The sequence below is a fragment of the Pseudomonas sp. B28(2017) genome (genome assembly GCF_002113025.1).
Lineage (GTDB): Bacteria > Pseudomonadota > Gammaproteobacteria > Pseudomonadales > Pseudomonadaceae > Aquipseudomonas.
Map to the genome: position 1 here is coordinate 709,518 of NZ_NEJH01000002.1, position 24,773 is coordinate 734,290.

Sequence of the window (24,773 nt, forward strand, 5' to 3'; positions counted from 1 at the left end):
GCCTGTCAGGCAGCGAAAGTCTCAGGTGAACTCAAAGGTATCCGCATCCAGATTCGCCGGAAACCGCGTGCGGTACGCTGCCAGTTCCGCCGCATCCAGCACCACCTTGAACACCCCGTCAGCCTCTCCGGCACTGAGCAACGTCTCGCCCTGGAAATCCAGCACCTGGCTGTCACCGGTGTAGGCAAAGCCTTTGCCGTCGGTCCCGATACGGTTCACCGCTGCCACATAGCACAGGTTCTCGATCGCCCGCGCAGGCAGCAAGCGATTCCAGTGCTGGCGCCGGGCGCCTGGCCAATTGGCGGTGTACAGCAGCAGATCTGTGTCCTGGGCGTCACGACTCCACACCGGGAAACGCAAGTCGTAACAAATCAGCGGCCGCACACGCCAGCCCTTGAGCTCGAACTGCACCTGTCGCTCGCCAGGGGTGTAGTGGTTATGCTCACCGGCCATGCGGAACAGGTGACGCTTGTCGTAATGCAACACCTCGCCATCCGGACGTACCCACAGCAGGCGATTGCGATGACTGCCGTCGACTGCCTGGACGATCACGCTGCCGGTAATCACCGCATCAAGCCTCAAAGCCTGAGCCCGCAGCCATTTGCTGGTCGGTCCGTTTTCCGCTTCAGCGAGGGTCTCGGACTCCATGGAAAAACCGGTGGTGAACATCTCCGGCAGAATGATCAGGTCAGCGCCACGAGCCTGTTCCAGCAGCGGTTCGAAATGCTCCAGATTGGCCTGACGGTCGTGCCAGGCCAGGGACGTCTGAATCAGCGCCACGGTCAGATTGGGTAATGCACTCAGATCACGCATAGTTTTTCCGCTGCTTCACGCAGGGTCTCCTCACGCTTGGCAAAGCACAGCCGCACCAGGCGCTGGCCAACTGGTGGCGTCTGGTAGAACACCGAGATCGGGATACTGGCCACGCCATGTTCGCGAGTCATCCACAGGGCCATCTCGACATCATTGAGGTCCGGACGGATCTGCGAGTAATCGACCAACTGGAAATAGGTGCCGGTCACCCGGGTGAAACTGAAACGCGACGGCGCCAGCAGATCGCAGAACAGATCACGCTTGGCCTGATAGAAACCCGGCAGCTCCTCGACGTGCTCGGGATGCTCGGCCATGTAATCGGCCAAGGCATATTGCAGCGGCGTCACACCACAAAAATTCACGTACTGGTGCACCTTGCGCAATTCCGCCGTCAGGGCCGGTGGTGCGACCACATAGCCGGTTTTCCAGCCTGTGACGTGGTAGGTCTTGCCGAACGAACTGACGACGAATGCACGCTGATACAGCTCTTCATGGGCCAGCACGCTGACGTGGGGCACGCCGTCATACACCAGGTGCTCGTAGACTTCGTCGCTGATCACATAGATATCGCGATCACGGATCAACGCTGCCAACTGATCGAGTTCGGCACGGCTGATCAGCGCACCACTAGGGTTGTGCGGGGAGTTGAGGATAATCATCCGCGTGCGCGGGCTCAGTGCCTGGGCAAGCTTCTCGAAGTCGATACTGAAGTCGTTCAGGCCCAGTTGCACGTGTACGCAACGACCACCGGCCAGCTCTACCGAGGGCTCGTAGCTGTCATATGCCGGGTCAAACACGATGACTTCATCGCCGCTGTGGATAACCGCCTGAATGGCACAGAAAATCGCCTCGGTCGCGCCTGGGGTGACCGTCACTTCAGTATCCATATCCACCTGCGCGCCATAACTGCGGGCGATCTTGGCTACGATCTGCTGACGCAACACTGGCAGCCCGGTCATTGGCGAGTACTGGTTATGGCCGCTGGCGATATGTCGGCCGACCGCATCGCACAGCGCCTGCGGGGCCGCGAAATCGGGAAAGCCCTGGGACAGATTGAGCGCGCCGGTCTGTGCCGCGAGCTGAGACATCTGAGTGAAGATAGTGATGCCGACATTCGGCAGCTTGCTGGTGATCATCGGTGGTTCCCTGCTCTACACCCGGCTCTACGGCGGCGCGGGGGAGTCCGAGGATAGCCCAAACCGCAGGCATGAAAAAGGGCGCCATTGGCGCCCTTTCCATCCCACGGGAAAAACCTCAATCAGCGCTTGTCGCGACGCTTCTTGTCAGCCTTCTTGTGGTGCGACATCAAACGACGCTTCTTGTTGACCTGGCGGTCGGTGAGCGTGTTCTTGTTGCCTTCGTACGGGTTCTCGCCGCCCTTGAACTCGATGCGGATCGGCGTACCGACCAGCTTCAGGACACGGCGGTAAGTGTTTTCCAGGTAACGCACGTAGGACTTCGGCACCTTCTCGATCTGGTTGCCGTGAATCACGATGATCGGCGGGTTCGCGCCACCGAGGTGGGCATAACGCAGCTTGATCCGGCGGCTGTTGACCATCGGCGGCTGGTGCTCGCTGACCGCGTCTTCCAGGATCTGGGTCAGGCGACTGGTCGGCCAACGGGTAACCGCAGACTTGAACGAGTTCTGTACCGACGCGTAGAGGTTGCCCACGCCTGTGCCGTGCAGGGCCGAGATGAAGTGGATATCGGCGTAGTCAACGAAGAACAGCCGACGTTGCAGCTCGACCTTCACGAAGTCGCGCTCGCTCGGCGTCATGCCGTCCCACTTGTTGATCGCGATCACCAGCGCACGACCCGCCTCAATGGCGAAGCCCAGCAGGTTGAGATCGTGATCCACCACGCCTTCGCGGGCGTCCATCACAAAGATCACCACGTTGGCGTCTTTGATCGCCTGCAGGGTTTTGACCACGGAGAACTTTTCGACTTCTTCGTGGATCTTGCCGCGCTTGCGCACACCGGCGGTATCGATCAGCGTGTACTTCTCGTCGTTACGCTCGAACGGGATGTAGATACTGTCGCGGGTGGTGCCGGGTTGGTCGTAGACGATTACCCGGTCTTCGCCGAGCATGCGGTTGACCAGCGTCGACTTGCCGACGTTCGGACGACCGATGATCGCGATCTTGATCCCGTCTTTTTCGCTTGGGCCAGGAATGCGCTTGGCTTCCTCGCCTTCGGCGACGATCTCTTCCTCTTCGCCTTCCTGCGGCTCGTCATCGTCTAGCGGAAACTCACTCAGTGCCGCTTCCAGCAACTGGGTGATACCACGGCCGTGGGCGCCGGCGATCGGGATCGCATGGCCCATGCCCAACGGGGCGAATTCGGCGCGAGCCATTTCCGGATCGATGTTGTCGACCTTGTTGGCTACCACGTGAGAGCGCTTGTTACGTTTGCGCAAATGTTCGGCGATCATCTGGTCGGCGGCGGTAAAACCGGCCTTGGCATCTACCAGGAACAGAACGACATCCGCTTCTTCGATGGCCAGCAGCGACTGCTCGGCCATCTTTTCGTCCATACCATGCTCGTCACCGGAGATACCGCCGGTGTCGATCAGAATGTAGGAACGCCCTTGCCACTTGGCCTCACCGTACTGGCGATCACGGGTCAGACCGGACAAGTCGCCAACGATGGCGTCACGAGTCCTGGTCAGGCGGTTGAACAAGGTGGACTTGCCGACGTTGGGTCGGCCCACCAGGGCGATTACGGGAACCATGCGGCTCTCCACTTCGTTATTTCAGAAAATACAAAAGCCGCTGCGAGGCAGCGGCTGGTGCTCGGGACCATCCCAGGGCATGTATTTGCAGGAGCGAGCCCTGCTCGCGAAAAACGCATGGACACCGCGTTTATCCAGGGAGCCACCGTTTTCGTTGGCGCCCATCGCGAGCATGCTCGTTCCTACAGTTAAACCCCAAGCATAGTCGTTACTTGATGGTCAGGGCTTCCAGTTTGCCGCTGTTGCCATACACATAAATCGTGTCACCCACCACCAGCGGACGGGCACGCAGGCCGTCGCTGTCGATGCGCTCGCGGCCGACGAAACGACCGTCCACCTGACTCAGCAGGTGCAGGTAACCTTCCAGGTCACCGACTGCAACGTAGCTGGAGAACACTTCCGGGGCCGACAGTTGACGACGGGCCAGCGAATCGTTGCTCCACAAGGCGGTGGCGGAACGCTCGTCGACGCCTTCAACGGTACCCGAAGACAGGCTCACATAAGCGGTGCCAAAACCCTGGGCCACACCGGCGTAGCTGGAAGCATCACGCTGCCAGAGCTGACGGCCACTTTGCAGGTCCAGAGCGGCAACGCGCCCCTGATAGCTGGCGACGTACAGCGTCTCGCCCGACAGCAGCAAGCCACCGTCGATATCGACCACGCGCTCCAGCTCCGAGCGACCTTGCGGGATCGCTACGCGCTGTTCCCACACCGGTACGCCGTTGGAGATATCCACGGCAACCACCTTACCGGTCGACAGGCCAGCCACCGCAAGGCGGTTGGTAACGATCGGCGCACTGGTACCACGCAGGGTCAGTACCGCAGGAGTACTGTCATAGATCCAGCGACGATTACCGGTGGAAGCATCCAGGCCGATCAGACGATCGTCCTGAGTCTGAACCACCACAACGTCACCGTTGTTGGCTGGCGGAGCCAGTACTTCGCTGGACACGCGAGCGCGCCACTTTTCTTCACCGTTGATGGCGTCCAGGGCAACGATTTCACCCTTGAGCGTACCGATGGTGACCAGACCGTAACCTACGCCAACAGCGCCGGAAACAGGCAGCTCAAGATCTTTCTTCCATTTGACGTCGCCCGTGTTGCGGTCCATCGCCATCAACACGCCAGTGACGTCGGCGGCATAGATGGTATCGCCATCGATGGCCGGAACCAGCATATTGTAGGTTTCGCCCTGACCGTCACCGATCGAACGACTCCACTGCTTGTGCAGAACCACTTCTTCCTTGAAGTCGACCAGTTCGGCCGGAGGCAATTCTTTTTTGCTGTTGCTGCTGCAACCCGCGGCCATCAAGGCCAGAGCCAGCAATGCTGCATGTTTCCAACGAATCACGTCACGCATCCCCTTTGGCCAGGTCGTCCAGCTTGATTTGCAGGCCACCGACCGCCGCTTCATCCGACAGTGCCGCCTTGGCTTTTTGATACGCCGCGCTCGCCTCATCGGTACGACCCAACTGCACCAGCAGGTCGCCCTTGAGCTCTTCACGAGTAGCCAGGAATGCCTTGTCGGCATCGCCTTCGAGCAGCTTCAGTGCTTCGTCGGCCTTGTTCTGAGCACCGAGTACCTGGGCCAGACGCTGACGGGCGATTTCGCCCAGCGCCGGGTTGGCCGGCTTGTCGACGATGGCTTTCAGCTCGCTGGCCGCGTCGTCCAGCTTGCCGCTGTCGACCGCCACTTTGGCGACGAACAGGCTGCCGTACTGCGCATAAGCGCTACCGCCGTACTCGCTGTTGAGCTTGCCGGCCAGGTCCGAAACACGGGCCGCATCAGGCTTGCCGTCAGGCGTCAGCGTGGTTTCGAGCAATTGCTGATAGAGAATCGAGGCGCCTTGCGACTGATTGCTCTGATACTTGTGGAACGCCTGCCAGCCGAACACGATGACCAGCGCAAACAGGCCGCCAGTAACCAGGGGCTTACCGTTGCGTGACCACCATTCCTTCAATTCCGCCACATGTTCGTCTTCGGTACTCGACACCCCAATACTCCTTAATCGCTAATTCGGCTGTTTGGACAGCTTCAACCCTGCACGACGCAGGTGGCCAGGTGTGCTGCAAGCGCATCCCAGGCAATGCTTTGTTGTTCGCCCTGGCCACGCAGGGGTTTGAAACCTACCACTTGCTGGGCCATTTCGTCGTCACCGAGGATCAGCGCATACAGTGCGCCGCTCTTGTCGGCTTTCTTGAACTGGCTTTTGAAACTGCCGGCACCGGCATTCACTTGCAGCCGCAGGTTGGGCAACTGATCACGAACGCGCTCCGCCAGGGTCAGGCCGGCAAGTTCGGCCGCTTCACCGAAGGCGCAGAGGTAGACGTCGACCTGACGGGAGATCTCTTCCGGGATCTGTTCCAGGGTTTCCAGCAACAACACCAGGCGCTCGATGCCCATGGCAAAACCAACGCCGGCGGTCGGCTTGCCGCCCATCTGCTCCACCAGACCGTCGTAACGGCCACCAGCGCAGACGGTGCCCTGGGCGCCGAGTTTGTCGGTGACCCATTCGAAAACGGTCTTGCTGTAGTAATCCAGCCCGCGAACCAGCTTCGGGTTGATCACGTAAGGAATGCCGGCAGCGTCCAGGCGAGCCTTGAGACCCTCGAAATGCACGCGGGATTCTTCGTCGAGGTAGTCGGCCATTTTCGGCGCACCGACCAATACCGCCTGGGTATCGGCGTTCTTGGTATCAAGAACCCGCAGCGGGTTGGTTTTCAGGCGACGCTGGCTGTCTTCGTCGAGCTTGTCCATGTGCGCCGAGAGGTACTCGACCAGCGCTTCGCGATAACGGCCGCGGGATTCGCTGGTACCCAGGCTGTTGAGCTCGAGTTTTACCGCATCGCGGATGCCCAGTTCGCCCCACAGGCGCCAGGTCAGCACGATCAGCTCGGCGTCGATGTCCGGACCGTCGAGGTTGAACACTTCGACACCGATCTGGTGGAACTGGCGGTAACGGCCTTTCTGCGGACGCTCGTGGCGGAACATCGGGCCGATGTACCAGAGTTTCTGAACCTGGCCACCGCCGGTGATGCCGTGCTCCAGCACCGCGCGCACACAGGCCGCCGTGCCTTCAGGGCGCAGGGTCAGGGAGTCGCCGTTGCGGTCGTCGAAGGTGTACATCTCTTTTTCGACGATGTCGGTCACTTCACCGATGGAGCGTTTGAACAGTTCGGTGAACTCGACGATCGGCATGCGGATCTGCTTGTAACCGTAGTTATCCAGCAGGCGCGAAACGGTGCCTTCAAAATGACGCCAAAGGGGAGTCTGTTCGGGCAGGATGTCGTTCATGCCACGAATGGCTTGCAGAGACTTGCTCACATTAAATCCTTAAATTCGTTCGGCTCTTCAGTCGGGCTCAGCCACGCGCAATGACGGCAGCGTCGGCTTCGACCTTTTCGGCCGCTTTCTCGCGGATCAAGCGTTCAAGCTCATCCACCAGATTGTCATTCGTCAGTTTCTGCGACGGCTTGCCGTCGATGTAAATCAGGTTTGGCGTGCCGCCGGTCAAGCCGATATGGGCTTCCTTGGCTTCGCCCGGGCCGTTGACCACGCAACCGATAACCGCGACATCCAGCGGCACCAGCAAATCTTCGAGGCGCCCTTCCAGCTCGTTCATGGTCTTGACCACATCGAAATTCTGCCGCGAGCAGCTCGGGCAGGCGATGAAGTTGATGCCACGGGAGCGCAGGTGCAGGGATTTGAGAATGTCGTAGCCGACCTTCACTTCCTCGACCGGGTCGGCCGCCAACGAGATGCGGATAGTATCGCCAATCCCTTCGGCGAGCAGCATACCGAGGCCCACGGCGGATTTCACCGTGCCTGAACGCAAACCCCCGGCTTCAGTGATGCCCAGGTGCAGCGGCTGGACGATTTCCTTGGCCAGCAGACGGTACGCTTCGACGGCCATGAACACGTCGGACGCTTTCACGCTGACCTTGAAATCCTGGAAGTTCAGGCGCTCGAGGTGCTCGACGTGACGCAAGGCAGACTCGACCAGTGCCGCCGGGGTCGGCTCGCCGTATTTCTTTTGCAGGTCTTTTTCCAGGGAACCGGCGTTCACGCCGATACGGATCGGGATACCGCGGTCACGGGCGGCATCGACCACTGCGCGCACACGGTCTTCGCGGCCGATGTTGCCTGGGTTGATCCGCAGGCAATCGACACCCAATTCGGCTACGCGCAACGCGATCCGGTAGTCGAAGTGGATGTCGGCAACCAAGGGTACTTTGACAAGCTGCTTGATCTTGCCGAAGGCTTCGGCAGCGTCCATGTCTGGTACGGAAACCCGCACGATATCGACGCCGGCCGCCTCAAGGCGGTTGATTTGCGCGACAGTGGCCGCGACATCGTTGGTGTCGCTGTTGGTCATGCTCTGCACAGCGATAGGCGCATCGCCGCCAACAGGCACGTTACCGACCCAGATCTTGCGAGATTCGCGACGTTTGATTGGAGATTCGCCGTGCATGACTTATTGACCCAACTTCAGGCGAGCAGTCTCGCCACTGGTGAACGGAGCGACATCAACCGGTTGGCCGTTGTAGCTGACCTGAGCGCCGCGGGCATAGCCCAGACGCACGGCAAACGGTGGTTTGCCATTGACTGCCAGGCTGTCGCCTTTGCGTTTGAGACCGCTGAAAAGCACCTTGCCACTACCGTCGGTCACTTGTGTCCAGCAATCGGCGGTGAATTGCACCTGAACCTGGCCTTGACCCGCCACCGGTGCGGTTACCGCTGGAGCAGGAGTCGGAGCGACAGGGGCTACCGGTGCAGTCACCACCGGGGCCGGGACGGCAGGAGCAACCGGGGCCGGAGTTGCCGGGGTCACTGGCGCAGCCGGGGCGGCTGGCGAAGTCGCCTGAGCCTGCACCGGTGCTTCAGCCGGAGTGTCGGCCTGTGGCAGCGCGAGGGCGGTTCCGCCTTCGGTCTGACCTTCCGCGACGGCCTGGTCTTCCGGCTCGTCCAGCGGATGAATCTGCGTCGTACCGTCGGCGCCTTCGACTTCAACGTGCTCCGGTGCCAGACCGATCAGGTCCTTGGTGCGCATCGAGGTCTGGTCCTGCCACCAGACAAAACCGCCACCGATCACCGCAATCAGCAACAGCAGGCTGACAATTCGCAAAATGGTGTGGGAAACCCGGACCGGCTCTTCGATACGACCCAGGCTGTGAACACTGCTGCCCTGGGAATCGGAACCGGTGGATTGATCGAACTGCTGGACCAGAACCGCCTGGTCCATGCCGAGCAACTTGGCATAGGCACGAATATAACCACGGGCAAAGGTGTGCCCTGGCAGCTTGTCGAAAGCGCCGGCTTCCAGATTGCTCAGGGAAGTAGTGGTGAGGTTGAGCTTGAGAGCCACTTCGGCCAGCGACCAGCCATTGCTTTCGCGAGCCTGGCGCAAAGTCTCACCTGGGTTAACGCGATTCGCTGCTACAACTTCGGGATGCGCCGCTTTCATCATTGCTCCGACAGGTATTGCTGATATTCCGGCGTACCGGGATAGAGTCGTTTTAGTTGCAGGCCAGCACTGGCGGCCTTGTCGCGATCTTCAAACACTTTTGCCAGCCGAACGCCGAGCAATAGACTACGTGCATTTTGCTCGGCAAGCAGGCTAAAACGATCGTAGTAGTCACGCGCTGGCACATAATGCCTGTCTTCGTAAGACAACTCAGCCATTTCCAGCAATGCACGAGGTTGTTGGTGGTTCAGGCGCAGGGCTTTTTCCAGTTGCTGCCGGGCCAGTTCACGCTCTCCCAGCATTGAAGCGGTCATGCCGAGGTTTTCGAATACCCGTGAACGCTCAGGATACAGGGTATCGGCGGCGGCTTGTTCAAAGCGCTCGTAGGCTTCCTTGTAACGCTTCTGTTCGAACAGAAAGCTGCCGTAATTATTGAGTATTCGTGCATCGGCGGGACGGGAAGACAGTGCCTTGCGAAAATGCTCGTCGGCCAGTTCCGGTTCCATTTCCGCCTGGAACACCAGCCCCAGCGCCGCGTTGGCATCAGGGTCTGCGCCATCCAGTTCCAGGGCCTTTTTCAGCGGGACCTTGGCGCGCTCGGTCATGCCTTGTTGCAAATATCCGATACCGAGTTGCACATATGCCTCACGCGCTTCATCACGGCCCTTGCTGGTCTTCATCGGGCTGTAGTCGCCCGAAAGCACACAGCCAGCACACAGGCTGGCCAACAGCAAAAGCAGCGCAAAGCGCAGGGACATAGAGATCCTCTCTTAGTTGTTGTTCGCAGCGCCCGAAGCAACATCGCTGTCGGCGCTCAATTCACGCACGGCGATATAACGTTCGCTGCGACGGGTGCGATCCAGCACCTGCCCTACCAATTGACCACAGGCGGCGTCGATGTCTTCACCACGGGTGGTGCGGACGGTGACGTTGAAACCGGCATGATGAAGCTGATCCTGGAAACGACGAATGGCGTTGTTGCTCGGACGCTCGTACCCGGAATGCGGGAACGGGTTGAACGGGATCAGGTTGATCTTGCACGGGATGTTCTTGAGCAGCTCGATCATTTCCACGGCGTGCTCAACCTTGTCGTTGACGTCCTTGAGCAAGGTGTACTCGATGGTCAGCACGCGCTTTTCGCCGAGATTCGACATGTAGCGCTGGCACGACTCGAGCAGCATTTTAAGCGGATACTTCTTGTTGATCGGCACCAATTGGTTACGCAATGCGTCATTCGGTGCGTGCAGGGACAACGCCAGAGAGACGTCGATGTGCTTGGAGAGCTCATCGATCATCGGCACCACGCCGGAGGTCGACAGGGTCACGCGGCGCTTGGAAATGCCGTAGCCCAGGTCGTCCATCATCAGATGCATGGCCGCGACGACGTTGTCGAAGTTCAGCAGCGGCTCACCCATGCCCATCATCACCACGTTGGTGATGGCACGGTCGACGGTTGCCGGGACGCTGCCAAAGGATTTGTTGGCAATCCACACCTGGCCGATGACTTCGGCGGCGGTGAGGTTGCTGTTGAAGCCTTGCTTGCCGGTGGAGCAGAAACTGCAATCCAGGGCACAGCCTGCCTGGGACGAAACGCACAAGGTGCCGCGCTTGCCCTGGGGAATGTACACGGTCTCGACGCAGCTGCCGGACGCCACGCGCACCACCCACTTGCGGGTGCCGTCGCTGGAGATGTCCTCGCTGACCACTTCCGGACCACGGACTTCAGCAACAGCCTTGAGCTTTTCGCGCAAGGCCTTGCTGACGTTCGTCATGGCATCGAAATCATCGACACCAAAGTGGTGAATCCATTTCATTACCTGACCGGCACGGAAACGCTTCTCCCCGATTGAGTCGAAGAATTTTTCCATTTCCAGCTGAGTCAGACCCAGCAGGTTAGTTTTTACAGTCGATGTAGTCATGGATTCACCTTCACTCTTAAGCCAATGCTTAGCGAGTGGTTACTTCAGTAGCTGCGAAGAAGTACGAGATTTCGCGAGCGGCAGCGGCTTCGGAGTCCGAACCGTGTACAGCGTTAGCGTCGATGGAGTCAGCGAAGTCAGCGCGGATGGTGCCGGCAGCAGCTTCTTTAGGGTTGGTAGCGCCCATCAGCTCACGGTTCAGAGCGATAGCGTTTTCGCCTTCCAGAACCTGAACGACAACCGGACCGGAGATCATGAAAGCAACCAGGTCGTTGAAGAAACCACGAGCGCTGTGCTCAGCGTAGAAGCCTTCGGCTTCGGCTTTGGACAGTTGCTTCAGTTTCGAAGCTACAACGCGCAGGCCTGCTTTTTCGAAACGGGTGGTGATCTCGCCGATCACGTTTTTAGCAACGGCGTCAGGCTTGATGATGGAGAAAGTACGTTGAACAGCCATGGTGTAACTCCAGAAACGGTAATTTACGAAAAATTAAACCCGCGAATTATACGCGGGTTCTTTGGTATTGCCTAACTGCGTACGGTGTAGACTCAGTCTGCTTCTTCGATCCAGGCGGCCTGAATGGCTTCAAGCACCTTCTCGCCACCGCGGGTCGGATCATCACTGAACTCCGGCAATGCCAGCACCCACTGATGCAGGTCGACGAAGTTCACGTAACGCGGGTCCACATCCGGCTTTGACTCAGCCAGCTGGATCGCGATTTCCAGCACATCAACCCATTTCAGGCTCATGAAAGCTCCTTGAATCAGTGCGGCGCTTCGGCTGCGTGGTTGAGCGAGTATTTGGGAATTTCAACGGTCAGGTCTTCAGTCCCGACCTTTGCCTGACAGCCCAGGCGCGACTGGGCTTCCAGCCCCCAGGCCTTGTCAAGATAGTCTTCTTCCAGCTCATCGGCCTCCTCCAGCGAGTCGAAACCCTCGCGGATGATGCAGTGACAAGTGGTGCACGCACAGACGCCACCACAGGCACTTTCCATCTCGATATGGTGCTCGTGAGCCAATTCGAGGATGGACGTACCCGTCTCAGCCTCCACAACCATGCCTTCGGGGCAGAACTTCTCGTGTGGCAGAAAAATGACCTGCGGCATCGTTATTCCTCAATCTCATTCAGGTTGCGCCCCGCCAGCGCGGCTTTCACCGTCGAGTCCAGGCGGCGGGCAGCAAAGGCGTCGGTCACTTGCGACAGACGCTTGGTCTGCTGCTCGATGGCGTAACCATCGGTACCTTTCATCAGTTCGGTCAATTCCTGCACTTGCAACTCGATGACCATGCGCTCATCGGCGTCGAGCAGACGCTCTCCATCAGCCTCCAGAGCGGCCTGCACCGCTTCGATCAGGCGCTGGGCGTCGACCTGCTGCTCGCGCAGTACGCGGGCAACCTTGTCGTCATTGGCGTGCTGGAACGAGTCCTTGAGCATTTTGGCGATTTCACCGTCGGTCAGGCCGTAGGAAGGCTTGACCTGAATGCTGGCTTCGACGCCCGAACCCAGTTCGCGGGCCGAAACACTGAGCAGACCGTCGGCATCGACCTGGAAGGTCACGCGAATCTTCGCCGCGCCGGCCACCATCGCCGGAATGCCGCGCAATTCGAAGCGTGCCAGGGAGCGGCAATCGCTGATCAGCTCGCGCTCGCCCTGCAATACGTGAATGGCCATGGCCGACTGGCCGTCTTTATAAGTGGTGAAGTCCTGGGCGCGGGCGACGGGGATGGTGGTGTTGCGCGGAATCACCTTCTCCATCAGGCCGCCCATGGTCTCCAGCCCCAGGGACAGCGGAATCACGTCCAGCAACAGCAGTTCGCTGCCGTCACGCTTGTTGCCGGCCAGGGTATCGGCCTGGATCGCAGCACCAATGGCCACCACTTGGTCCGGGTCGATTTCAGTCAGCGGCTGGCGACCGAAGGCTTCGGCGACGGCTTCGCGAACGCGGGGAACGCGAGTCGAACCACCGACCATGACCACGGCGTGCACGTCTTCCAGCTCGATAGCGGAATCACGCACCGCACGACGGCAGGCTTTCAGACTGCGAGCGACCATCGGCTCGATCAGTGCATTGAAGGCTTCACGGGTCAGCTCGGCTTTCCAGGCGCCATAAGTGACTTCAACCGACGCGGCGTTGGTCAGGGCTTCCTTGGCGACACAGGCGGTTTGCAGCAAGTTGCGTTGTGCTCCCGGATCGAGGTCGGCGGACAGGCCGGCGCTCTCGATAATCCAGCCAGCGATCGCGTGGTCGAAGTCATCGCCGCCCAGGGCGCTGTCGCCACCGGTGGCCAGGACTTCGAAGACACCGCCGGTCAGGCGCAGAATCGAAATATCGAAGGTGCCGCCGCCCAGGTCATAAATGGCGACCAGGCCTTCGGCGTGCTGGTCCAGACCGTAAGCCACCGCCGCCGCGGTCGGCTCATTGAGCAAACGCAGCACATTCAGGCCGGCCAGCTTGGCCGCATCCTTGGTGGCTTGACGCTGAGCGTCGTCGAAATAGGCCGGAACGGTGATGACCGCGCCTACCAGCTCACCACCAAGGGTGGCTTCGGCACGCTGGCGCAGGACCTTGAGGATGTCCGCCGAGACTTCGACCGGGCTTTTCGGGCCCTGGATCGTGTCGATGAACGGCATGTGCGATTCGCCATCGACAAAGCGGTACGGCAATTGCTCGCCCAATTGCTTGACGTCGGACAGACCGCGACCCATCAAGCGCTTGACCGACAGCACGGTGTTCAAGGGATCGGTAGCGGCGGCCAGCTTGGCGGATTCGCCCACCTCGACGCGATCGGCGTGGTAGCGCACGGCAGACGGCAGGATGACCCGCCCTTCTGTGTCCGCCAGAGGCTCGGAAAGACCACTGCGCAACGCAGCGACCAGCGAATTGGTAGTGCCCAAGTCGATCCCCACAGCCAGACGGCGCTGGTGCGGTTGAGGACTTTGGCCGGGTTCGGCGATCTGCAGTAGGGCCATCGTTATCAGGACTTATCTGTATATCAGGCGTGCGACCGGAGCGGCACTGGGTTAATCGTCGAGGCGCTCTTCTAACTGGCGCACTTCGTAAGTGAGCTTGTCGAGGAACTGCATGCGCCGCATCAGGCGTTCGGCCTGCTCACGTTGCGCTGCATCATTCCAACAGGCTGCGAAACTGTCGTTGAGTTTTTCCTGAGCAACTTTCAGGCGACGCTTGAACACGGCAACACCTGCCAGATCGGCACTGTCTTGCAGGTCTTCGAGTTCTTCGCGCAACTCCATCTGCTGCAGAAGAAACTCCGGATCATGCACCGTGACCTCCAGCGGCAGCTCGCCACCATTCAAGGCGAGCAGGTAACGCGCGCGCTTGGGTGGACTCTTGAGCGTCTGGTAGGCCTCGTTGAGGCTCGCGGATTGCTCTAGCGCCAACCGCTGCTCGCGCTCGGAAGCGTCAGCAAAGCGGTCGGGGTGAACGCTGCGCGCCAACTCACGGTAGCGCGTAGCCAGCTGATCGAGGTCCAGATTGAAACCCGGTTGCAGCTCGAATAAAGCGAAATGACAAGGAGTACCCACGACAAGCCTCAGATGTTGAAGCTTTCGCCGCAGCCACATTCACCGCGTACGTTGGGGTTGTTGAACTTGAAGCCTTCGTTCAACCCTTCCTTGACGAAATCGAGCTCGGTGCCGTCCAGGTAGGCCAGGCTTTTCGGGTCGATGATCACTTTTTCGCCGTGACTTTCGAACACCTGGTCCTCTGCAACCACCTCATCGACAAACTCCAGCACGTAGGCAAGGCCGGAACAGCCTGTAGTGCGAACACCCAGACGAATCCCTTCACCTTTGCCGCGCCCGTCGAGGGAGCGCCGCACGTGTCGAGCAGCCGCTTCTGTCATGCTGATAGCCATCGGTGACTCCTTACTCGTCGCCAAATCTTGAAGGTCAGATCAAGCCTTTCTTCTGCTTGTAATCGCGAACAGCCGCCTTGATGGCGTCTTCAGCGAGTACCGAGCAGTGAATTTTCACTGGCGGCAGGGCCAGTTCTTCTGCCAGCTGGGTGTTCTTGATGGTTTCTGCTTCGTCCAGGGTCTTGCCCTTCATCCACTCGGTGGCGAGGGAGCTGGAAGCGATAGCCGAACCGCAGCCGTAGGTCTTGAACTTGGCATCTTCGATGATGCCGGCGTCGTTGACCTTGATCTGCAGGCGCATCACGTCGCCGCACGCCGGAGCGCCGACCATGCCGGTGCCGACATCAGGGTCTTCCGCGTCCATCTTGCCGACGTTGCGCGGGTTTTCGTAGTGGTCGATGACCTTTTCGCTGTAAGCCATGATTCTTAATCCTCACTCATCAGAGAGTCGCTCTTTGAGCCCTGCAACCCGGAGGTTCACAGGGCCGGTTCGCGGCGACTTGAAATCAGTGTGCCGCCCACTCGATTTTCGAAATGTCGACACCGTCTTTGTACATGTCCCACAGCGGCGACAGAGCGCGCAGCTTGGTTACGGCCTCGCAGACTTTCTGCGCGGCGTAGTCGATTTCTTCTTCGGTGGTGAAACGGCCGAAGGTGAAGCGGATCGAGCTGTGTGCCAGCTCGTCGTTGCGGCCCAGGGCGCGCAGTACGTACGAAGGCTCAAGCGATGCCGAGGTGCAGGCCGAACCGGACGATACTGCCAGATCCTTGAGCGCCATGATCAGCGACTCGCCTTCAACGTAGTTGAAGCTCAGGTTCAGGTTGTGCGGAACGCGGGCGGTCATGCTGCCGTTGACGTACAGCTCCTCCAGGTGCTCGACCTGTTTGAAGAAGCGGTCGCTCAGGGCCTTGATGCGCGCGTTCTCGGCTGCCATGTCTTCCTTGGCTACACGGAAGGCTTCACCCATGCCGACGATCTGGTGGGTCGCCAGGGTGCCGGAACGCATGCCGCGCTCGTGACCGCCGCCGTGCATGGTCGCTTCGATGCGAACACGCGGTTTGCGGCTTACGTACAGCGCACCAATACCTTTAGGGCCATAGGTCTTGTGAGCCGAGAACGACATCAGGTCGACTTTCAGCTTCTGCAGGTCGATGTCGACCTTGCCGGTGGACTGAGCGGCGTCAACGTGGAACAGGATGCCCCTGGAGCGGGTCAGCTCGCCGATGGCGGCGATGTCGTTGACAGTGCCGATTTCGTTGTTCACGTGCATGACCGACACCAGGATGGTGTCGTCACGCAGTTCGGCTTCGACCATCTCCGGAGTGACCAGGCCATCGGTGCGAGGCTCGATGTAGGTCACTTCAAAACCTTCACGCTCCAGTTGGCGCATGGTGTCGAGGACAGCCTTGTGCTCAATCTTGGTGGTGATCAGGTGCTTGCCTTTGGTGGCATAGAAATGCGCCGCACCCTTGATTGCCAGGTTGTCGGATTCGGTGGCACCGGAGGTCCAGACGATTTCACGCGGGTCGGCGTTGACCAGGTCGGCGACCTGACGACGGGCGTTTTCGACGGACTCTTCGGCTTTCCAGCCGAACACGTGGGAACGGGACGCCGGGTTACCGAAGTTTCCGTCGACCAGCAGGCATTCACTCATTTTTTGCGCAACACGCGGATCAACCGGGGTGGTCGCAGAGTAATCAAGGTAAATCGGCAATTTCATGGACTATCTCCTAAATCAGGCTGGCTGGCGTGCCGCTAGCTCTTCGGCTGTCATTCGACGGCGGACGCTTCAATCTTGTCCAGGCGTGGCACCTTGCTGTTGCAACGGCGCTGGTCCTGACGCTGGGCTACTTCTTGCACCTCACGGCGAGTCACAAGGTCAGCCAAGCTGATACCGCTCAGAAATTCGTGAATCTGCAGACTCAGATCGCACCACAAGTGGTGAGTCAGGCAAGTGTCGCCGGAATGGCAATCACCCTGTCCTTGGCATTTGGTGGCATCGACCGATTCGTTCACCGCATCGATCACCTGGGCGACCTGGATGCCCTGCATGTCGCGGGACAATTGGTAACCACCGCCCGGACCACGCACGCTGGACACCAGATTGCTGCGGCGCAGCTTGGCGAAAAGCTGTTCGAGGTAGGACAGGGAGATGCCTTGGCGCTCGGAGATATCGGCCAGGGACACGGGCCCGTGCTGCGCGTGCAACGCCAGATCAAGCATGGCGGTCACGGCGTATCGGCCTTTTGTAGTCAGTCGCATGGACAATTACCACGGAGTTCGGAATGAGGCGAGTATGCAATTCCCGAGTATTTAAGTCAACTATAAGACCTAGTACTTTAGTCAGGTTTACCCGCAAAGAGCGGCGGCATCATAGCAGGGTCTGCGGCCTAATGGCACACCGCTTAGCGCAGCGCCATTGTCTAAACGCGACCCATGCAGTAGCTACCGCAGCCTGCGGCAGCTCCTACAAAAGCGTCAACTGGCCTGACTCTGATCCTTGTCCTTCACACAGGCGAAATCCTCTTCGCGCAGTTCAGGCAGATCTTTCGCACAGTAATTACTGCCCAGATCCTTCAATGCCCCGCACATCCCCTCCAGGCGCCCATCGACCGCCTGCAGATGATCCAGCAACTGGTTGATGGCACGCGCCACCGGGTCCGGCATGTCTTCGCTGACGCCATAGGCATCAAAACCGATCTTCTCGGCCATGGCCTTGCGCCTGGCATCCTGCTCTTCGTCGGATTTGACGATGATCCGCCCGGGAATACCAACCACCGTCGCACCCGCCGGAACCGCCTTGGTCACCACCGCATTGGAACCGACTTTGGCACCAGCGCCCACGGTGAACGGCCCGAGCACCTTCGCACCTGCGCCAACCACCACGCCATCTTCCAGGGTCGGGTGACGCTTGCCCTTGTTCCAGCTGGTGCCGCCCAGGGTCACGCCCTGATAGATAGTCACGTCATCGCCAATCTCGGCGGTTTCACCGATGACGATACCCATGCCATGGTCGATGAAAAAACGACGACCGACCTTGGCCCCCGGATGAATCTCGATCCCGGTCAACCAGCGACCGAAGTTCGACACCAGCCGCGCCAGCCATTTCAGCTCCGCACGCCACAGCGCCGCCGACAAACGGTGAATCCAGATGGCGTGCATGCCCGGGTAGCACGTCAGGACTTCAAAAGCGTTACGCGCCGCCGGGTCTCGATGGAATACGCTCTGGATATCTTCACGCAAACGCTCAAACATCATTAATCCTTCCGCTTTAGAAGCTCACCACGGGCCGCTTTCTGGGTTTCCGTGAGGATGCCACGCAAAATATTCATTTCCGCTCGGCTGACCGAGCTGCGTCCGTACAACCGGCGCAGGCGCGCCATCAAGTGCCGTGGCTTTTCCGGATCGAGGAATTCGATGGCCACCAGGGTCTGCTCCAGGTGTTCATAGAATCGCTCCAGCTCATCCATGGTCGCCAGCTCGGCGCTTTTGACCGAGGCCACTTCTTCCTTCTCGACCTTGCTTGGCTGGCCTTGCGCGGCCAGCCAGGACATGCGCACTTCATAGCTCAACACCTGCACCGCCGCCCCCAGGTTCAGCGAACTGAACTCAGGGTCGGATGGGATGTGCACGTGATAATGACATCGCTGCAGCTCTTCGTTGGTCAGGCCGGAATCTTCACGACCGAACACCAGGGCAATTTCCGCCCCCTGCCCGGCTTCCTCGACCACTTTCGCGCCGCATTCGCGGGGATCGAGCAGCGGCCAGGGAATCCGCCGGTCGCGGGCGCTGGTGCCGAGCACCAGATTGCAGCCGACCAGGGCATCTTCCAAGGTGGCGACGACTTGCGCTTTTTCAAGGATGTCACCGGCACCGGAAGCACGGGCATCGGCCTCGTGGTGCGGAAACAGACGAGGCTCGACCAGCACCAGCCGCGACAGGCCCATGTTCTTCATGGCGCGCGCAGTCCCGCCGATATTGCCCGGATGGCTGGTATTGACCAGGACGACACGAATGTTTTGCAGCAAGGGAGGCGCTCTCGAACACGATAATCGGGAGCGGAATCTTACAGCCGAAGCTACCGTTAAGCCATGAAAGCGAACGTCGTCCTTCTCCTGTAGAAACTTTCTGATAGAATGCCCGGCTTTCTTTAACAACCTTAGGTGACACATCCATGCAGCCCATGCTGAATATCGCGCTGCGCGCCGCCCGCAGCGCCAGTGAATTGATCTTCCGCTCCATCGAGCGCCTGGATACCATCAAGGTCGACGAAAAAGACGCCAAGGATTACGTATCCGAGGTAGATCGCGCCGCTGAACAGAAAATCATCGACGCGCTGCGCAAGGCTTACCCGAACCACTCGATCATGGGTGAAGAAACCGGCATGCACGCCGGCACCGGCATCGAAGGCGAAGAGTACCTGTGGATCATCGATCCGCTGGATGGCACCACCAACTTCCTGCGCGGCATTCCTCACTTCGCTGTCAGCATCGCCTGCAAATACCGTGGCCGCCTGGAACACGCCGTTGTTCTGGACCCGGTTCGCCAGGAAGAATTCACCGCCAGCCGTGGTCGCGGCGCTCAACTGAACGGTCGTCGCCTGCGCGTCAGCGGTCGCACCAGCCTCGATGGCGCCCTGCTGGGTACCGGCTTCCCGTTCCGTGACGACCAGATGGACAACCTCGACAACTACCTGGGCATGTTCCGCGCCCTGGTTGGCCAGACAGCCGGCATCCGCCGCGCCGGCTCGGCGAGCCTGGACCTGGCCTACGTGGCCGCCGGCCGCTTCGACGCCTTCTGGGAGTCGGGCCTGTCCGAGTGGGACATGGCTGCAGGCGCCCTGCTGATCCAGGAAGCAGGCGGCCTGGTGAGCGACTTCACCGGCGGTCACGACTTCCTTGAGAAAGGCCACGTCGTTGCCGGCAACACCAAATGCTTCAAGGCAGTCCTGACGGCGATCCAGCCGCACCTGCCGGCCTCGCTGAAGCGCTAAGCGTCCAAGCGACAGAAAAAGCACCCTTCGGGGTGCTTTTTTTTTGTGGGTTGAAATTGTGGTCGAGGTGATTGTGTAGGTATTTTCCTGCGCACTTGTAGCTTGCCTCTGCTTTTGACCCATGGGGAGTTTCGCCCGCGACAAGTCTGTCGTTGGCGTTTAGCGCTCAAAGGATATTTCGCAAACAGCGGTCTTTTTGATGATCAAGGGAATGACGCGCCGGCTGATCCATCTGCTGCGGCTGGATGGCTATTTTTGTGTGATGGCCTGGGTGCTCGCGGCGCTGTTATTCATCAATCGGCTAAACAGCATGGTCAAGCTGTTCATGGCGCTGTACCTACGTCAGGAGCTGGGGTTGGCGGTCAGTTATACGTCCACTTTGGCTGGTCAGTACGACGCTGGCGCTGATGTCCATGCCGCTGATTTATCAGGCTACCCGTTCGCGTGAGCCGGACGCGATTTCCGGGCAAGCGCGCAAAGCAGATTCGCTTAGTCGATCCGGTAATTGGACTTATTCGAAACCAGTCTTTCCATCCACGGCATTTCCGGCCGCTCATTAGCGTCCTGTCTGGTGAACCCGGCTGATCGGAACTAGATTTCACAGAGCGCCAGCCAGGCACTTGGGTTCACCTGAAAGAGGATGGAATCGATCATGAAGAACAGGTTGCTACGCGCTTTACTGCTGTTGAAAGTGATGGTGATGCTGTCCCTTGGCACCGCAACGGCCTGGGCCGAATGTGAGAATCACGACACTCAGGCATTCAGCGGACAGGTGGGGCACAGTGGATTGATGCTCGCCAAGTCCGAGTCCGAACCGGGCAATGAGGGACAGGGTGGTGCCGACAACGGCGATGACTCGACCACTGACGAGCCGGACTCCGATGATGAAGAAGAAGGCGACAGCCAGACCTGATTGCTGAATGGCAAGCAAAAGAAAACCCCTTCTGCCTCGACTGATGCGCAATCGAAGTGGAAGGGGTTGGGTTAATCCGCGAATCCCTGCAGGAGCGAGCAAACTCGCTCCTGCAGTTTTTTATGCCGCGCCGTCGAGGAACTGCTCGGCGTAGTGGCAAGCCACCTGGCGCCTGTCGAGCAGGCGCAGGGCCGGCTCTTCAGTGCTGCAACGCGCTGTGGCGTAGGGGCAGCGTTTGTGGAACGCGCAGCCAGGTGGCGGGTTCAGCGGGTTGGGCAACTCGCCGACGATCTTGATTTTCGGCTTGTTCGGGTCCGGGTGAATCGTCGGCGTGGCCGACAGAAGTGCCTGGGTGTAAGGGTGCAGAGGACGCTCGTAGATGTCGTTCTTCGGACCCATTTCGACCGGGCGCCCGAGGTACATCACCATCACGTCATCGGCAACGTGTTGCACCACCGCCAGGTTGTGGGAAATGAACACATAGGCGGTGTTGAACTCTTGCTGCAAATCCATGAACAGGTTGAGCACCTGTGCCTGGATCGACACGTCCAGTGCCGAAGTCGGCTCGTCCGCCACCAGCACTTTCGGTTGCAACATCATTGCGCGGGCCAGGGCGATCCGCTGGCGCTGACCACCGGAGAACATGTGCGGATAACGCTGGTAGTGCTCAGGACGCAAGCCCACCTGCTTCATCATCGCCTGAACTTTCTCACGACGTTCCGCGGCGCTCAGGTTGGTGTTGATCAGCAGCGGCTCAGCCAGTTGATCACCGACTTTCTGCCGTGGGTTCAACGAGGCGTAGGGGCTCTGGAACACCATCTGCACGTCTTTGCGCAGTTGTTTACGCTGGGCCTTGTCGGCACCGGAGACTTCCTGTCCGGCAATTTTCAAGGAGCCGGAGGACGGCTCTTCGATCAGGGTCAGGGCACGAGCCAGGGTGGATTTACCGCAGCCCGACTCGCCTACGACGGCGAGGGTCTTGCCGGCTTCCAGTTCGAACGATACGCCGTTGAGGGCGCGCACGGTGGCATGCCCCTTGAACAGGCCTCGGGACACCTCGTAGTGACGGGTCAGGTCGCGGGCAGTAAGAACGACGGCCATTACGCCACCTCCTGGTTCAGCGGGTAGAAGCAGCGAGCGAGGCTGTTGCTTTTCGGGTCAAGTGCCGGACGTTGTTGACGGCAGTTGTCTTTCACGTAAGGGCAGCGTGGCGACAGCAGGCAACCCTGTGGACGGTCGTAGCGACCGGGAACGATACCCGGCAGGGTCGACAGGCGCGAGGCACCCAGGCTGTGTTCCGGGATCGCCTTGAGCAGTGCTTCGCTGTACGGGTGTGCCGGAATGTCGAACAGTTGCGGCACCTGACCGACTTCGACCGCTTGGCCGGCGTACATCACACACACGCGCTGGGCGGTTTCGGCCACGACGGCGAGGTCGTGGGTGATCAGTACCAGGCCCATGTTCTGCTCTTTCTGCAACGCCAGCAGCAGGTCCATGATCTGTGCCTGAATCGTCACGTCCAGCGCCGTGGTCGGTTCGTCGGCGATCAGCAGTTTCGGCTCGCCGGCAATCGCCATGGCAATCGCGACACGCTGGCTCATACCACCGGACAGTTGATGCGGGTAGGCGTCCATACGGTTGGCGGCACCCGGGATCTCAACTTTTTCCAACAGTTCGATGGCGCGCTTGCGGGCAGCCTTGCCGGACATTTTCAGGTGCAGGCGCAGTACTTCTTCGATCTGGAAACCGACGGTGTAGCTCGGGTTCAGCGCGGTCATCGGATCCTGGAAGACCATGGACAGGTCTTTACCGACGATCTGCCGGCGCTGGCGATTGTTGAGCTTGAGCATGTCCTTGCCATCAAAGATGAGCGAGTCGGCGGTGACGATGCCTGGATGCTCGATCAGCCCCATCAGCGCCATCATGGTCACGGATTTGCCGGAGCCGGATTCGCCAACGATGGCCAGCACTTCGCCCTTGTCCACTTTCAGGTCGAGGCCATCGACAACTGGCGTGGCGTTTTTGTCGCCGAAGCGAACGTTGAGATTCTTGATTTCTAACAGTGACATGGGAATCTCCTCAGGCGGCGTTCTTGAGTTTCGGATCCAGCGCATCGCGCAGGCCGTCGCCCATCAGGTTGATTGCCAGCACGCTGAGCAAAATGGTCAAACCAGGCAGACTCACCACCCACCAGGCGCGTTCGATGTAGTCGCGGGCCGAAGCCAGCATGGTGCCCCACTCAGGGGTTGGCGGTTGTACGCCAAGGCCGAGGAAGCCCAGTGCGGCGGCATCGAGGATCGCCGAAGAAAAGCTCAGGGTGGCCTGAACGATCAGCGGCGCCATGCAGTTGGGCAGCACGGTGACGAACATCAGGCGTGGCAGGCCTGCACCGGCCAGGCGCGCGGCTGTCACGTAGTCGCGGTTCAGTTCACCCATTACCGCGGCGCGGGTCAGGCGAACGTAGGACGGCAGGGACACCACGGCGATGGCAATCACGGTGTTGATCAGGCCTGGGCCGAGGATAGCGACGATCGCCACGGCCAGCAGCAGGGACGGCAAGGCCAGCATGATGTCCATCAGGCGCATGATGGTCGGGCCGACCATGCGCGAGAAGAACCCGGCGAACAGACCCAGCAGGATACCCGGGATCAGCGACATCACCACCGACGACAAGCCGATCATCAAGGACAGGCGCGAGCCCGTGATCAGGCGCGACAGCAGGTCGCGACCCAGTTCGTCGGTGCCGAGCAGGAACTGGATCTGCCCGCCTTCCAGCCAGGCTGGCGGGGTCAGCAGGAAATCACGGTATTGCTCGCTCGGGTCGTGGGGTGCGACCCACGGCGCGAAAATGGCGCAGAAAATAACCAGCAGCATGAACATCAGGCCAGCGACGGCACCTTTGTTCCTGGAGAACGCTTGCCAGAATTCTTTGTACGGGGACGGGTACAGCAGGCTTTGATCGACTGCTACCGATGGAATTGGAGTGGTCATGGTCATGATCTCAGCGCTGATGACGGATGCGTGGGTTGGCAAAGCCGTAGAGGATGTCCACTACGAAGTTGACCAGAATCACCAGGCAGGCGATTAACAGGATGCCGTTTTGCACGACGGGATAGTCCCGGGCGCCAATGGCTTCGATCAGCCATTTGCCGATGCCGGGCCACGAGAAGATGGTTTCGGTCAGGACCGCACCGGCCAACAGGGTGCCGACTTGCAGGCCGACTACCGTCAGTACCGGAATCAGCGCGTTACGCAGACCGTGCACAAACACCACGCGCGACGGCGACAGGCCCTTGGCCTTGGCGGTGCGAATGTAGTCTTCACGCAGCACTTCCAGCATCGACGAACGGGTCATCCGCGCGATTACCGCCAGCGGGATGGTACCGAGCACAATGGCCGGCAGGATCAGGTGGTGCAGGGCATCGACGAACGCGCTGACGTCATCGGCCAGCAGCGTGTCGATCAGCATGAAGCCGGTGCGTGGCTCGATGTCGTAAAGCAGGTCGATCCGCCCGGACACCGGGGTCCATCCCAGGCTCACCGAGAAGAACATGATCAGGATCAGGCCCCACCAGAAGATCGGCATCGAGTATCCCGCCAGGGAGACACCCATCACCCCATGGTCGAACAGGGATCCTCGCTTGAGTGCCGCGATCACCCCGGCCAGAAGGCCCAGGATGCCGGCGAACAACATGGCGGCCGTGGCCAGTTCCAGGGTCGCGGGGAATAGAGAGCTGAACTCGCTCCAGACGCTTTCACGGGTTCGCAGGGATTCACCGAGGTCGCCGTGGGCCAGTTTGCCGATGTAATCCAGGTACTGGGCATACAGGGGTTTGTTCAGACCTAGGCGTTCCATTGCCTGAGCGTGCATTTCCGGGTCGACTCTGCGTTCGCCCATCATGACTTCCACGGGGTCGCCAGGGATCATGCGAATCAACGCAAATGTCAGCAAGGTGATGCCAAAAAACGTGGGGATCAGTAACCCCAGTCGGCGGGCAATAAAACTAAACATCGTAAGGTGTACCTCATCAGCCGGGTAGGCGTGCCCGGCATGCCTGGGTCAGG

The 24,773-nt window shown here is 59.8% G+C and carries 27 protein-coding genes and 1 pseudogene; 3 read left to right on the forward strand and 25 right to left on the reverse strand.

Translation table 11 applies throughout. From position 1 onward, the window contains the following. Positions 1-21 precede the first annotated feature (21 nt). From CAF65_RS08025 to trmJ, 21 genes are all read right to left on the reverse strand, one after another. Positions 22-813 carry an amidohydrolase gene (locus tag CAF65_RS08025; protein WP_085715815.1) on the reverse strand — a complete coding sequence of 264 codons (792 nt, stop codon included), beginning with the start codon at positions 811-813 and terminating at the stop codon, positions 22-24. Beyond that, positions 801-1,949 carry a pyridoxal phosphate-dependent aminotransferase gene (locus CAF65_RS08030; RefSeq protein ID WP_085715816.1) on the reverse strand — a complete coding sequence of 383 codons (1,149 nt, stop codon included), beginning with the start codon at positions 1,947-1,949 and terminating at the stop codon, positions 801-803. Before CAF65_RS08030 ends, CAF65_RS08025 begins: the two co-directional genes overlap by 13 nt. A gap of 122 nt (positions 1,950-2,071) precedes the next feature. After that, the gene (der, locus tag CAF65_RS08035) at positions 2,072-3,544 is read right to left on the reverse strand and encodes a ribosome biogenesis GTPase Der (RefSeq protein WP_085715817.1); all 1,473 of its coding nucleotides are present in this window, start codon (positions 3,542-3,544) and stop codon (positions 2,072-2,074) included. A gap of 208 nt (positions 3,545-3,752) precedes the next feature. Then, the gene (bamB, locus tag CAF65_RS08040; protein ID WP_085715818.1) at positions 3,753-4,904 is read right to left on the reverse strand and encodes an outer membrane protein assembly factor BamB; all 1,152 of its coding nucleotides are present in this window, start codon (positions 4,902-4,904) and stop codon (positions 3,753-3,755) included. Further along, positions 4,897-5,538, reverse strand: coding sequence for a tetratricopeptide repeat protein (locus CAF65_RS08045; RefSeq protein WP_085715819.1), 642 nt, complete (start codon positions 5,536-5,538; stop codon positions 4,897-4,899). Before CAF65_RS08045 ends, bamB begins: the two co-directional genes overlap by 8 nt. Before the next feature lie 41 nt (positions 5,539-5,579). Next, a complete protein-coding gene (gene hisS / locus CAF65_RS08050; RefSeq protein WP_085715820.1) occupies positions 5,580-6,869 on the reverse strand; it encodes a histidine--tRNA ligase in 1,290 nt (429 codons plus the stop codon). A gap of 37 nt (positions 6,870-6,906) precedes the next feature. Beyond that, a complete protein-coding gene (ispG, locus tag CAF65_RS08055) occupies positions 6,907-8,016 on the reverse strand; it encodes a flavodoxin-dependent (E)-4-hydroxy-3-methylbut-2-enyl-diphosphate synthase (RefSeq protein ID WP_020795607.1) in 1,110 nt (369 codons plus the stop codon). 3 nt (positions 8,017-8,019) lie between these two features. Beyond that, complete coding sequence (locus CAF65_RS08060) at positions 8,020-9,009, reverse strand: RodZ family helix-turn-helix domain-containing protein (RefSeq protein WP_085715821.1); 990 nt, start codon at positions 9,007-9,009, stop codon at positions 8,020-8,022. Continuing rightward, positions 9,009-9,767 carry a type IV pilus biogenesis/stability protein PilW gene (gene pilW / locus CAF65_RS08065; protein ID WP_085715822.1) on the reverse strand — a complete coding sequence of 253 codons (759 nt, stop codon included), beginning with the start codon at positions 9,765-9,767 and terminating at the stop codon, positions 9,009-9,011. Before pilW ends, CAF65_RS08060 begins: the two co-directional genes overlap by 1 nt. A 12-nt stretch (positions 9,768-9,779) precedes the next feature. Continuing rightward, positions 9,780-10,928: a 23S rRNA (adenine(2503)-C(2))-methyltransferase RlmN gene (rlmN, locus tag CAF65_RS08070; RefSeq protein ID WP_085715823.1), complete on the reverse strand. Its 1,149-nt coding sequence runs from the start codon at positions 10,926-10,928 to the stop codon at positions 9,780-9,782. A gap of 28 nt (positions 10,929-10,956) precedes the next feature. Further along, entirely contained in the window at positions 10,957-11,382 is a 426-nt protein-coding gene (ndk, locus tag CAF65_RS08075) for a nucleoside-diphosphate kinase (protein ID WP_007903599.1), read from the reverse strand. Positions 11,383-11,474: 92 nt separating this feature from the next. Continuing rightward, positions 11,475-11,675 carry a Fe-S cluster assembly protein IscX gene (gene iscX / locus CAF65_RS08080; protein ID WP_007941386.1) on the reverse strand — a complete coding sequence of 67 codons (201 nt, stop codon included), beginning with the start codon at positions 11,673-11,675 and terminating at the stop codon, positions 11,475-11,477. 14 nt (positions 11,676-11,689) lie between these two features. Beyond that, positions 11,690-12,031 carry an ISC system 2Fe-2S type ferredoxin gene (gene fdx / locus CAF65_RS08085; protein WP_085715824.1) on the reverse strand — a complete coding sequence of 114 codons (342 nt, stop codon included), beginning with the start codon at positions 12,029-12,031 and terminating at the stop codon, positions 11,690-11,692. A 2-nt stretch (positions 12,032-12,033) separates the two neighbouring features. Continuing rightward, complete coding sequence (gene hscA / locus CAF65_RS08090; RefSeq protein ID WP_085715825.1) at positions 12,034-13,896, reverse strand: Fe-S protein assembly chaperone HscA; 1,863 nt, start codon at positions 13,894-13,896, stop codon at positions 12,034-12,036. Between the two features lie 51 nt (positions 13,897-13,947). Then, entirely contained in the window at positions 13,948-14,469 is a 522-nt protein-coding gene (gene hscB / locus CAF65_RS08095) for a co-chaperone HscB (protein WP_085715826.1), read from the reverse strand. Between the two features lie 8 nt (positions 14,470-14,477). Then, positions 14,478-14,801: an iron-sulfur cluster assembly protein IscA gene (gene iscA / locus CAF65_RS08100; protein ID WP_003227904.1), complete on the reverse strand. Its 324-nt coding sequence runs from the start codon at positions 14,799-14,801 to the stop codon at positions 14,478-14,480. Positions 14,802-14,835: 34 nt separating this feature from the next. Further along, on the reverse strand, positions 14,836-15,222 hold the full coding sequence (iscU, locus tag CAF65_RS08105) for a Fe-S cluster assembly scaffold IscU (RefSeq protein ID WP_007974006.1): 387 nt from the start codon (positions 15,220-15,222) through the stop codon (positions 14,836-14,838). A gap of 85 nt (positions 15,223-15,307) precedes the next feature. Further along, positions 15,308-16,522 carry an IscS subfamily cysteine desulfurase gene (locus CAF65_RS08110; RefSeq protein WP_085715827.1) on the reverse strand — a complete coding sequence of 405 codons (1,215 nt, stop codon included), beginning with the start codon at positions 16,520-16,522 and terminating at the stop codon, positions 15,308-15,310. A 50-nt stretch (positions 16,523-16,572) separates the two neighbouring features. Continuing rightward, a complete protein-coding gene (iscR, locus tag CAF65_RS08115; protein WP_007982741.1) occupies positions 16,573-17,064 on the reverse strand; it encodes a Fe-S cluster assembly transcriptional regulator IscR in 492 nt (163 codons plus the stop codon). A 216-nt stretch (positions 17,065-17,280) separates the two neighbouring features. Continuing rightward, positions 17,281-18,057, reverse strand: coding sequence for a serine O-acetyltransferase (gene cysE, locus CAF65_RS08120; RefSeq protein WP_085715828.1), 777 nt, complete (start codon positions 18,055-18,057; stop codon positions 17,281-17,283). 2 nt (positions 18,058-18,059) lie between these two features. Further along, positions 18,060-18,830, reverse strand: coding sequence for a tRNA (cytosine(32)/uridine(32)-2'-O)-methyltransferase TrmJ (gene trmJ, locus CAF65_RS08125; protein WP_085715829.1), 771 nt, complete (start codon positions 18,828-18,830; stop codon positions 18,060-18,062). A gap of 146 nt (positions 18,831-18,976) precedes the next feature. Between trmJ and suhB the strand changes: the two genes are divergently transcribed. From suhB to CAF65_RS08140, 3 genes and pseudogenes are all read left to right on the forward strand, one after another. After that, on the forward strand, positions 18,977-19,795 hold the full coding sequence (suhB, locus tag CAF65_RS08130) for an inositol-phosphate phosphatase (protein WP_007982736.1): 819 nt from the start codon (positions 18,977-18,979) through the stop codon (positions 19,793-19,795). Positions 19,796-20,006: 211 nt separating this feature from the next. Beyond that, positions 20,007-20,198: pseudogene (locus tag CAF65_RS27860) on the forward strand (MFS transporter); the annotation flags it as partial. Positions 20,199-20,447: 249 nt separating this feature from the next. Beyond that, positions 20,448-20,708, forward strand: a complete 261-nt coding sequence (locus tag CAF65_RS08140) for a hypothetical protein (protein WP_085715831.1) — start codon at positions 20,448-20,450, stop codon at positions 20,706-20,708. Positions 20,709-20,828: 120 nt separating this feature from the next. Here the strand turns inward: CAF65_RS08140 and CAF65_RS08145 are convergent, their stop codons facing one another. From CAF65_RS08145 to CAF65_RS08160, 4 genes are read right to left on the reverse strand one after another with little or no spacing between them, the layout of a single operon-like run. Continuing rightward, positions 20,829-21,809 (reverse strand): peptide ABC transporter ATP-binding protein, encoded by a 981-nt coding sequence (locus CAF65_RS08145; protein WP_085715832.1) that lies wholly within the window; start codon positions 21,807-21,809, stop codon positions 20,829-20,831. Beyond that, positions 21,809-22,777 carry an ABC transporter ATP-binding protein gene (locus CAF65_RS08150; protein WP_085715833.1) on the reverse strand — a complete coding sequence of 323 codons (969 nt, stop codon included), beginning with the start codon at positions 22,775-22,777 and terminating at the stop codon, positions 21,809-21,811. Before CAF65_RS08150 ends, CAF65_RS08145 begins: the two co-directional genes overlap by 1 nt. A gap of 10 nt (positions 22,778-22,787) precedes the next feature. Then, positions 22,788-23,699, reverse strand: a complete 912-nt coding sequence (locus CAF65_RS08155) for an ABC transporter permease subunit (RefSeq protein ID WP_085715834.1) — start codon at positions 23,697-23,699, stop codon at positions 22,788-22,790. 10 nt (positions 23,700-23,709) lie between these two features. Further along, a complete protein-coding gene (locus CAF65_RS08160) occupies positions 23,710-24,720 on the reverse strand; it encodes an ABC transporter permease subunit (RefSeq protein ID WP_008018748.1) in 1,011 nt (336 codons plus the stop codon). Between the last annotated feature and the right edge of the window lie 53 nt (positions 24,721-24,773).

Bases quoted from the DNA above. Each gene is read 5' to 3' on its own strand.
- CAF65_RS08025 (WP_085715815.1), bottom strand. From the start codon at position 813: ATGCGTGATCTGAGTGCATTACCCAATCTGACCGTGGCGCTGATTCAG.
- CAF65_RS08030 (WP_085715816.1), bottom strand. From the start codon at position 1,949: ATGATCACCAGCAAGCTGCCGAATGTCGGCATCACTATCTTCACTCAG.
- der (WP_085715817.1), bottom strand. From the start codon at position 3,544: ATGGTTCCCGTAATCGCCCTGGTGGGCCGACCCAACGTCGGCAAGTCC.
- bamB (WP_085715818.1), bottom strand. From the start codon at position 4,904: ATGCGTGACGTGATTCGTTGGAAACATGCAGCATTGCTGGCTCTGGCC.
- ispG (WP_020795607.1), bottom strand. From the start codon at position 8,016: ATGCACGGCGAATCTCCAATCAAACGTCGCGAATCTCGCAAGATCTGG.
- CAF65_RS08060 (WP_085715821.1), bottom strand. From the start codon at position 9,009: ATGAAAGCGGCGCATCCCGAAGTTGTAGCAGCGAATCGCGTTAACCCA.
- pilW (WP_085715822.1), bottom strand. From the start codon at position 9,767: ATGTCCCTGCGCTTTGCGCTGCTTTTGCTGTTGGCCAGCCTGTGTGCT.
- rlmN (WP_085715823.1), bottom strand. From the start codon at position 10,928: ATGACTACATCGACTGTAAAAACTAACCTGCTGGGTCTGACTCAGCTG.
- ndk (WP_007903599.1), bottom strand. From the start codon at position 11,382: ATGGCTGTTCAACGTACTTTCTCCATCATCAAGCCTGACGCCGTTGCT.
- iscX (WP_007941386.1), bottom strand. From the start codon at position 11,675: ATGAGCCTGAAATGGGTTGATGTGCTGGAAATCGCGATCCAGCTGGCT.
- fdx (WP_085715824.1), bottom strand. From the start codon at position 12,031: ATGCCGCAGGTCATTTTTCTGCCACACGAGAAGTTCTGCCCCGAAGGC.
- hscA (WP_085715825.1), bottom strand. From the start codon at position 13,896: ATGGCCCTACTGCAGATCGCCGAACCCGGCCAAAGTCCTCAACCGCAC.
- iscA (WP_003227904.1), bottom strand. From the start codon at position 14,801: ATGGCTATCAGCATGACAGAAGCGGCTGCTCGACACGTGCGGCGCTCC.
- iscU (WP_007974006.1), bottom strand. From the start codon at position 15,222: ATGGCTTACAGCGAAAAGGTCATCGACCACTACGAAAACCCGCGCAAC.
- CAF65_RS08110 (WP_085715827.1), bottom strand. From the start codon at position 16,522: ATGAAATTGCCGATTTACCTTGATTACTCTGCGACCACCCCGGTTGAT.
- iscR (WP_007982741.1), bottom strand. From the start codon at position 17,064: ATGCGACTGACTACAAAAGGCCGATACGCCGTGACCGCCATGCTTGAT.
- cysE (WP_085715828.1), bottom strand. From the start codon at position 18,057: ATGTTTGAGCGTTTGCGTGAAGATATCCAGAGCGTATTCCATCGAGAC.
- suhB (WP_007982736.1), top strand. From the start codon at position 18,977: ATGCAGCCCATGCTGAATATCGCGCTGCGCGCCGCCCGCAGCGCCAGT.
- CAF65_RS08140 (WP_085715831.1), top strand. From the start codon at position 20,448: ATGAAGAACAGGTTGCTACGCGCTTTACTGCTGTTGAAAGTGATGGTG.
- CAF65_RS08145 (WP_085715832.1), bottom strand. From the start codon at position 21,809: ATGGCCGTCGTTCTTACTGCCCGCGACCTGACCCGTCACTACGAGGTG.
- CAF65_RS08150 (WP_085715833.1), bottom strand. From the start codon at position 22,777: ATGTCACTGTTAGAAATCAAGAATCTCAACGTTCGCTTCGGCGACAAA.
- CAF65_RS08155 (WP_085715834.1), bottom strand. From the start codon at position 23,699: ATGACCACTCCAATTCCATCGGTAGCAGTCGATCAAAGCCTGCTGTAC.
- CAF65_RS08160 (WP_008018748.1), bottom strand. From the start codon at position 24,720: ATGTTTAGTTTTATTGCCCGCCGACTGGGGTTACTGATCCCCACGTTT.